Source organism: Marinobacter sp. F3R08 (assembly GCF_018860425.1).
GTDB lineage: Bacteria > Pseudomonadota > Gammaproteobacteria > Pseudomonadales > Oleiphilaceae > Marinobacter.
The window spans coordinates 1-8,258 of record NZ_JAHKPI010000013.1 but is presented as its reverse complement, the minus strand read 5'-3'; the positions used below and the strand labels follow the sequence as shown (position 1 = coordinate 8,258).

Here is an 8,258-nt window from a genome sequence, read left to right as displayed (position 1 = left end):
CATCGAATTCTTCGTCAATCATTCAGATCGTGTAGGTAGATACTATTTCGCAGCGTTTACCCTGATTTACGAAAAAAGCAATTAAAGATACTCGCCGAGCCAAATATAGGGTTTATGCCAACAGCATATGCTACACAACCGACTTCAAAGCGTTGTTTTTTTCCAAAAGAGTTTGTTGATACAACCGATAAAGTGTTAGTAATCGTTTGGTCTTTGACTATAGTCTCAGAGTCAAGGATTTTGATTTCTGCGACAGCGTCATTAATAAGTTCATAAAATTTCTTAGTAAACGTTTCTAAAGGCACTGAGGCATTCTTTAACCCTTGTACAGTTCGTTTTTTTACTATTTCTTCTAGGTGTTTTTTTTCTTCTCCTGAAAGCGTTGGGTTTAAACTTGCTAGAATGACATCTGCTTCTTGGTTGAATGATTCATCGTCCAGTTCACAGGAAAACTGAGATATAGCATTAGAAATATCTTTCTCTAATTGTGGTTTTTTTGCCAAATACAAAGCATCTCTTAGGGAATCACGCTCTTTTATCAATTCATCTTTATTATGTGAGGCTGACTTTCTATAATCTTGTAACGCGATGAGTTCAGCTAAATAGTCTTGCTGGTATGGATCATCCTTGTATTTGGCTATGTCTTCTACAAGGGAATCATCACCTTGCCAACCCCAATCTCTAATTTTTTTAGTTATCGCTTCAATTTCATCCGTGTCATGTAGAATGTTTTCGTAAATATCTATAACTTGTCTAAATGCAGCCGCACCATTGAATTGCTGTTTAACTCTGTTAACTAATTGCTCTGGAGTCTCATTATCTTTGATAACGTGACCACAATACTTTGTGCTACCAGTTTCTATAACTAAGTTCTTGTTGACTTGTGTTTGCAAGTACTTTTCATAGATAGCATCTTTGTTAACCAAACCGACAAGGCCTGTAGCTGCAACTATGATTACAGGTGCTAAAAATTTAATCATTAGAGTCTCTTAAGTACAAATTCATAAAATATCGCTAATAGTACTGCATAGTCATACGTAGGCATAGTTACATGACAAATAAGGATAGATGTCGCGCCGCTGACATCTTATCCGGGTATTGGACAAACCTGACGCCACTTTATTTAGTAGATTATTCGATGAAGATTGAAGCGGACTACTCCTGAGCTATCTACACCATTAGCTTTGGACATCGAGTTAAGCGACTTTTCCATACTGTAAGTAATTTATGAGATGCTAATATTCTAATTTCCGAAACTCATTTATGTCCATCAACGTGTCAGCTTGCTCTTAGCTGGCACGAAAATGCCCCAAAATGAGTTATAGCCAAGCAACGAAGGTGGTCAATATGCCGTACAACCCCATTTTGTTCTCTACGGCATATCTATTGTCAACAGTATGACAATCTCATCTAGTTATTTTACAGCATACTCTTCGAAAATAGCCTTACCAATTTCATTAATAACTTGATTACGTTCTGGCATAGAAAGGTTGGTTTGTGTCAGGTAGATGCTAATGATTAATGGCTCGCGCTCGTCAGTCCAAATTGCTGCTGTAATACCGCGCGAACCGTTAGCTCCTGCACCAGAACGATCTGCAATAGACCACCCTTTTGGTAAAACAGAACGGAGTAAAGAATCGGAAACAGTGTTCCCTTGCATCCATTCCTTAAGTTGTTTTTTTGAATTTTGAGCTAATACATCTTCGAATAAAATATGATATAGGGTCTTATTCATCGCATTTGGCGTCGTTGTATCACGTAGGTCATCAGCTTTGGCTTGGTTTAGTTCAGGTTCAAAACGATCTAATTGAGTTACTTTATCTCCGATCAAACGTAGAAAAGCAGTGACACCCTGTGGGCCTCCGATGTGCTTTAAGACTATGTTTGCAGCAGTATTATCACTAGTCTTCATCGTAGCTTCACAAGCATTTTCAATGGTAATTGAACTGCCAACCATGTTTTTTGTTATTGGTGACCAAGCGATTAGTTCATCGGATTTTACTGGCGCCATTGTACTTATATCTAAAATGTCTCTATCAGAGTCCTGTAGCATTTTTGCACATGCTAATGTCTTGAATGTACTCATCATAGGGAACCTTTCATTCCCTTTATAGTGCCATTGTTGATCCGTTGAATCTAAAACTGATACGCCTATGCGTCCCAAGGTGCGTTGTTCTATAGAATAGAGCGAGTCGTTCAATGTTGAAGCGGTCGATAAAAAAGAAATGAACAAACAGCTCGAAAGTAAGATTGATTTTTTCATGATAACTCGACTATTTATGTAATAAGACTGAATTTACGGAGCGTAATAATACAGCCCGAAAGATATAAATCAACAGCGGGTCATATTAAGTTTGTATGAAAAGATGAGTGTGTTTATGGAGCGTTATTTTCTGCTCGACTTAGGATGAAGGAAGCGCTATCTGAATCTCATACGCATAAGTCAACTATAAGTTGTGAATAACTCATTTCTGTCCAGAAGTGAGTTACAAAGGGCGGCAATGACAGAGAAGCCGAGTATGAAACTTTATTCCTCTCCCACAATCGTTAGATTAAGCGCTTCATAATGAATCGGGATTAAATTTGCACACTAATTTGAACCCACTTATACTTACTCTCAAATGGGTTCAAATTAGTATGGTGCTTTATGGCTGTATATTTAAGCCTTGGTAAAGATAAGCAAGGTAATTTTCATCACATAGATGATCAGAAATCAGGGAGGGGGACCCTGTTTTGTCCGTTCTGTGATTGTCCGTTAATAGCAGCAAAAGGGCGGGTCAAGGCCGCACACTTTCGACACGACGGTGAAACATGCAATGAATCCCTCAACGAAATTCCACAAATCCCCGCTTGGCATCACTTCCACCTCAACTATCCACTAGAGATCATCGACGCCTTAAAAGACGGCTATCAAGCGGATAGCAAGTCACCAAACGTGTTTCAACACTGGAAGTCTGGATTACATCGCTTTCCACGTGCGGCCAAAGAAGAACTGTTTAGCCGTGACGACTGGACAGATAATCTCACCTTTACCGATACAGCTAGAACCATCCTTGGCAGCTTACCGCTACTAGGGTTTAGCCAGTGGATGCGTAACACCTTACAAATGCGCGTTCACACCTTGCGCGAAGCAATAGATCAAGGTACAAAGCATCGAGCGTGGCTTGAAATTGAGGCGCACCGTCAGCAAGCTATTCTCAAAGCATCGCTCTATCTGTTTGAATACCAACTAGCGGATAAAACCGTGATTCATAAAGTTGGGAGAACATCGAGAGCGCCAGAACAACGCCTGAAAGAAACGGTACTCGATCTAGAAAAAGCCACAGAAAAAGCCGTAATAAAAAGCACGGTTTTGCGTAAAGTTGCGAATTGTGGTCACGTTGAAAAGTATGTTTTTCATCGTTACAACAATCAGTTAGCTAACATTAGCTCACACACGGAATACCTGGTACTTGATGCCAAATCATTGAAGCGATTGAAAGCGGAATTTACCAAGCTGACCAACAACCTAGAACCCTTTAACAAAGCAGAACGATTCATTGTTACAGGCCGTTGGAAGTATGAAGAAAAACGCCTCGCAGCGTCTAAACGCGGCATCGAGCTAACCCAACGCGAAAGTGGTAAGTTTGGTCGGCCTAAAGGCTCTACGACCAACACTGATGACTTTCTGATAAAGCACTCTGATATTGTCACCAGTTTAGAACGTGGACGCTCTATCAACCAAACCGCAGAGTTTACAGGTAAGGGACGTTCAACCGTGAAGCGTGTAAAAGCTGCCATGAACAAATAGAAAGGGATTCATCGCGAATCCCTTTTTCTTTCTTCATTGCCAAACGTTATCGACTTCGACTTTTTTTCATGGGTTTGGGTACTATCTCAGCCTTTGGGTGTTTCTTCTGAATGTCCGTGAATTTCTCTCCAGAAAACAAACCGATCCACTCACCATCTTTTTTGACAGCTCTATCATAAGATTTTTCTGAGCCAGGGATTTTAATTTCAAAAGCCATTACTTACTTTCTCCTTAACTAACGCGGGCTGCCCGCTTTTGCTTGTGAACTTGTTCTTGATGGAGCACTTGTTTATCCTCGCGCTTCCGTTCTGAATCCTGAATAGCCTTACTTACCGTAGCCCTTACCTGGCGTTCGACCCCTTCTTTGCCTAAAAGACTGTTATTAGCTAAGTCGTTGTAGTCGGTGTGGCGATATAAGTTCTCAATGGCTGACAACTGTTCATCACTCAGTAATGACTTTTTAAGCTCTGTATGCTTATCCTCTGGGGCCGTTTCCAATACCCTCTTTGCTGCACAATGCTCTCGGTACGTTTGAGGGGTAACTTTTGGTAGGTCAACTGGATACTCAGCTTCACCAGGCGCGAAGATTGGAAAGGCAGCTGTTCCACTTACAGCTTTAGCCGCTTCACTTGCCTTTTCTTTACCAGGATTAACACCTGTCATTAACTCTTGATGACGGTCATCATCACCAAAAATCACCATCGGCTTATCTGGAAATACTTCCTGTAGTGCCTTAGCTACTACAGGTAAGTTGCCTGCATCAAAAGTTGCGACAGTTGGAAAACCCAAGGCTTCGGTATTGGTTGCTGCGGTTGCATAGCCTTCATGCAAAACAATGGCCGGAGCATCTTCTAAAGACTTCATATCCCCGCCGACGATATGAAAACATCCCTCTTTCTTGGAGTCTTTTGCAAAGCGTTTTGTACCGTCCTCTTGAATGTATTGCATCGTCCACTGCTTGCCTTGAACATCACTCAAAGGAATGTAAGTTTTTATTCCTTCGGAATCAGTTAGAACGCCAGGAAGGGGCTGAATATTTTTGCGCTCCTGGTAAGGGGTTTGCTGCGTTGCAGGGACCAGGGAGGCGACTTGACGGCTAACTCTATCAGCGGTTGCATTTTGTAAGCGTTTTTGCTCTTTTTCTCTAGCAGCTAATTTCTCTGCGGCCTCGGCTTGTAACTTTGCCTTTTCTTCTGGAGATAAGGCATAGCCTTTTGATTTCCATTTAATATCAATGCCCGTTCGATTATTCCTGATATAACCTGCGGGGTGGCCGTCAAGATGACCGACATAGAAACCTGAACCAGCACTATGGCTCAAACTATTTTTATCACCAGTGGTACGTATACGGTGCTTTTTGCCGTCCATAATGGGATGCTCTCCATCCACTTCACAACCTACAGACCGCAAAGCTTCTGCAAATTCCTCTTTAGGCGTCATCGCTGGATCTTGTTGGGTTTGGACCCTATCAGGCGACCAACGGCTCAAACGTTCCTTATCACCATTAGGACCTACATACCAAGATTTAGCGCCTGCATCCCAAGCAGCACCCGCGGCTTTTGCTGCTGCTCTTTCCCCGTAAGGAACAGCTAGATATTGGCGGGATTGCTCGACCTGTTTAGATTGGATTTGTTGATTAGCTTGTACCGATTCCTGATTATCATTGCCCTCCGTGGCCCATTTGGAAAACTGGTTAACATCAACGCCAGGAGGAACATACCAGGAGCGCTGTTCACCATCCCATTTTGCACCAAGTCCTTTAGCTTCGTTCTTCTCTTTAAACGGAACGTTGATATACGTTTTTTCTCCCTCGGCTTGAGTGGGAACTGAGTCTGGTTGCTGCTGGGGCTTCCGTTCCTGTTGCTCAAATTCAGCAATACGCTGTTGTAAATCACCATCGTTGAGCGTTGCGGCCATTTCTGCTGATTTACGGGTTTCTTTAGCGGCTAAAATATCATCATCCGAGCTGTTAGGGTTTAAACGAACACGAATTTCATTTATACGAGCAAATTTAGCGGCTTGTTCATGCTCATTGGGTTCTGACAGGGCATCTACCACACTAAGCAAATTCGCAAGTTCTTCGGCTTGATGTTGAGTATCGAGATCAGCGACCCATTGATGCATTCCCTTTTCATGCTGCGCATACACACCCCAAAATTCAGGCGTAACTCCCTCAGCAGGTTCTACAAACTTTTCGCCGTTTTCATCGGTGTATATAACGTTACCTTGTAACTGAATATCACCAGACCAATCAGCAGGTAGTAAAAATCCAAGATTCTCCTTTGCCACTTCTTCGAAAGATTGAGGTTCTGACTCACCAGAAGCTAAACGCTTTCGTTCTTCCGCAACTAGAGTTAGGGCGCGTAAATCTTCCTGTGAAAGCGTTGATAACACCTGATCACGTATTGGCTGTGTTTGAATTGGTAGCTGCATATCTAAATCCTGATCTTTATTGTCCTCGCTAGGTTTTAACTCAGAGGTTTGTTTCTGGATTTGGGTTTGCTCAATCACCTGTTTCTGTTCCAGGTCCATCACATACCCGCATATTTTTTCAGCATCGGCAGAGGCACGGAATATTTCTAAAGGGTCCTCTTGAAGTGCTTTAATCCAAGAGCCGACATAAGCGGCATGTTGTTCAGGGTCATGACCGATACCCAATTCATCACCTAAGATCATGCTACTTATTTCAGCGCGCAATTCTTCCTTGGCGTACCCTTCTGAACCGAATGGATTTGATAAATCTCGGTCCAGACGCGAACTATGACCAGTCCAATGACCGAGTTCATGTAACGCTGTAGCATAATAATTGTCAGAGGTCGGGAATTGTCCTTTATCGGGTAATTGAATATGGTCAGAATACGGACGGTAAAAAGCTCTATCACCACCGTGACGAATATCAGCACCAGACGCATTGAGTATCTTTTCAGCTCGCTCAGAAGCATCCCAAGTTTGCTCTTTACGCTCTAAAGGAGGCAATCCGTCTATCTGTTCGCCATTGAATACCGTAGCAAAGAACACCCGCGGGCGTTCTAGCTTGATGGTTTCCTTTACTGGTTTTCCTTTTTCATCAATGACAGGCTTTCCGTTATCATCGAGCTTGGTCCGTTCTTCTGTAAACTTCCAGTATTGGACCCCTGTCCCTTTTTCTTTACCGCGAACTTGAGCACCGAGTTCTTTAGCTTGCTTGTACGTCATCCAACGGTTATCACTTCGTCCCTGAGACATTAGGTGAATCGCGTTAATGCCCTTGTAACGGTTGCCTGTAAGCGGGTTTGTTGGCATGAACCCTGGCGCCCCAGGGTCCCAAGGTTTTTGCCAGGGTGCAGTGCCGGCTTTTAGTTTTTCTATTAGATTATTAGCAACCGTTTCATGAAATGGGGGTTTCTTTTCAGCCATTGGTTAACCCTCCTTAGTATCATCAGGGGCAACGAGATCCAGCAGGTCAGCCGTACTTTCTTCGGCGTCTTGTTCTGATAGAGCATCTTCAAAAAACGCCCCAGCTTTTTCAGCTTCAAGTGGGTCAAACTCCACTTGATAGCCAGGTATCATTGCGTCTTCTAACTTTTCTTGTAGGGCTGCATCTGCGGCAGGTTGATTAGTTGTATTCGTCATTGGGGTTACTCCTTGTCAGTATTGTTACGGCCCTTGCTATAATTAGGGCGCCCTTTCATATCTGGATAAGATTGCTTACAAGTAGGGAAGTTTGAACAGGACCACCAATACTGCCCTTTCTTCCTTGGTGAAGGACGGCGCGATAATCCTGCTCCACATGACATACATTTGAATACATCCGAGATTACAGCCGCTTCTTTACCTCCAGCGATTGCTACAGCTCCATTATTGGCCTTTGCAACCTGGTCTTTGATAAACGCCTCTTGTTTGGTAATAAAGGCACTCAGTTCTGTTTTTCCGGATTCAACACTTTGCAACATACGCTCATAAAGAGCTGTTAGAACCGGACTTTTTACCACTTCTGGCAACGCATCAATCATGCTTCGACCTAAAGTGGTACTCACAATTCGCTTACCCTGCGTTTCCAAGTAATTACGGCGTTTCAGTTCAGCAATGATCGAAGCTCGTGTAGCCTCTGTCCCAATACCATCCCCTTCACGTAGCATTTTTTTATGTTGAGGGTCCGTCACAAACCGATGGATATTTACCATCGCAGTGATTAACGTACCTTCTGTAAACCTTGCTGGCGGCTTCGTCTTGGCGTCTCGTCTGACTGATTGTCCACAATCAATAGCATCGCCTTTTGTCATTCTTGGTAATGATTGTTCATCACCATCTTGATCGCCTTCGTCTTCTTCGGACTCGTCCAAATACACATCATGCCAACCACCAAACGTGACAACCTTCCCTTTAGCCCCAAACGTTTCCCCTTGAACGTCAACAGTGATGGTTGTACTTAGGAACTCATGCACTGGATAAAACTGCGCAAGGTAGGCTCTTACAACCAGGTCATAGA

The 8,258-nt window shown here is 43.1% G+C and carries 7 protein-coding genes; 1 reads left to right on the top strand and 6 read right to left on the bottom strand.

Annotated elements, in window-relative coordinates:
* Positions 1-56: 56 nt before the first annotated feature.
* Positions 57-980, bottom strand: a complete 924-nt coding sequence (locus tag KO499_RS03105; protein WP_215982257.1) for a hypothetical protein — start codon at positions 978-980, stop codon at positions 57-59.
* 434 nt (positions 981-1,414) lie between these two features.
* Positions 1,415-2,263 (bottom strand): GMA family class A beta-lactamase GMA-1, encoded by an 849-nt coding sequence (locus KO499_RS03100; protein ID WP_012774820.1) that lies wholly within the window; start codon positions 2,261-2,263, stop codon positions 1,415-1,417.
* Positions 2,264-2,647: 384 nt separating this feature from the next.
* Between KO499_RS03100 and KO499_RS03095 the strand changes: the two genes are divergently transcribed.
* Complete coding sequence (locus tag KO499_RS03095) at positions 2,648-3,790, top strand: GIY-YIG nuclease family protein (RefSeq protein WP_012774821.1); 1,143 nt, start codon at positions 2,648-2,650, stop codon at positions 3,788-3,790.
* A gap of 46 nt (positions 3,791-3,836) precedes the next feature.
* On the opposite strand, the gene KO499_RS03090 is transcribed toward KO499_RS03095, so the two are convergent.
* From KO499_RS03090 to KO499_RS03075, 4 genes are all read right to left on the bottom strand, one after another.
* Positions 3,837-4,007: a hypothetical protein gene (locus tag KO499_RS03090; RefSeq protein WP_165761826.1), complete on the bottom strand. Its 171-nt coding sequence runs from the start codon at positions 4,005-4,007 to the stop codon at positions 3,837-3,839.
* Between the two features lie 14 nt (positions 4,008-4,021).
* The gene (locus KO499_RS03085; RefSeq protein WP_012774822.1) at positions 4,022-7,186 is read right to left on the bottom strand and encodes a zincin-like metallopeptidase domain-containing protein; all 3,165 of its coding nucleotides are present in this window, start codon (positions 7,184-7,186) and stop codon (positions 4,022-4,024) included.
* Between the two features lie 3 nt (positions 7,187-7,189).
* Positions 7,190-7,402 (bottom strand): hypothetical protein, encoded by a 213-nt coding sequence (locus tag KO499_RS03080; RefSeq protein WP_012774823.1) that lies wholly within the window; start codon positions 7,400-7,402, stop codon positions 7,190-7,192.
* Positions 7,403-7,407: 5 nt separating this feature from the next.
* Positions 7,408-8,258 (bottom strand): DNA topoisomerase (locus tag KO499_RS03075; protein ID WP_228339746.1); only part of this gene is annotated, 851 nt, incomplete at its 5' end.

What these genes read in the sequence shown, in the direction of transcription:
- KO499_RS03095 (WP_012774821.1), top strand. Translation starts at nt 2,648, where the DNA reads ATGGCTGTATATTTAAGCCTTGGTAAAGATAAGCAAGGTAATTTTCAT.
- KO499_RS03090 (WP_165761826.1), bottom strand. Translation starts at nt 4,007, where the DNA reads ATGGCTTTTGAAATTAAAATCCCTGGCTCAGAAAAATCTTATGATAGA.
- KO499_RS03105 (WP_215982257.1), bottom strand. Translation starts at nt 980, where the DNA reads ATGATTAAATTTTTAGCACCTGTAATCATAGTTGCAGCTACAGGCCTT.
- KO499_RS03085 (WP_012774822.1), bottom strand. Translation starts at nt 7,186, where the DNA reads ATGGCTGAAAAGAAACCCCCATTTCATGAAACGGTTGCTAATAATCTA.
- KO499_RS03100 (WP_012774820.1), bottom strand. Translation starts at nt 2,263, where the DNA reads ATGAAAAAATCAATCTTACTTTCGAGCTGTTTGTTCATTTCTTTTTTA.
- KO499_RS03080 (WP_012774823.1), bottom strand. Translation starts at nt 7,402, where the DNA reads ATGACGAATACAACTAATCAACCTGCCGCAGATGCAGCCCTACAAGAA.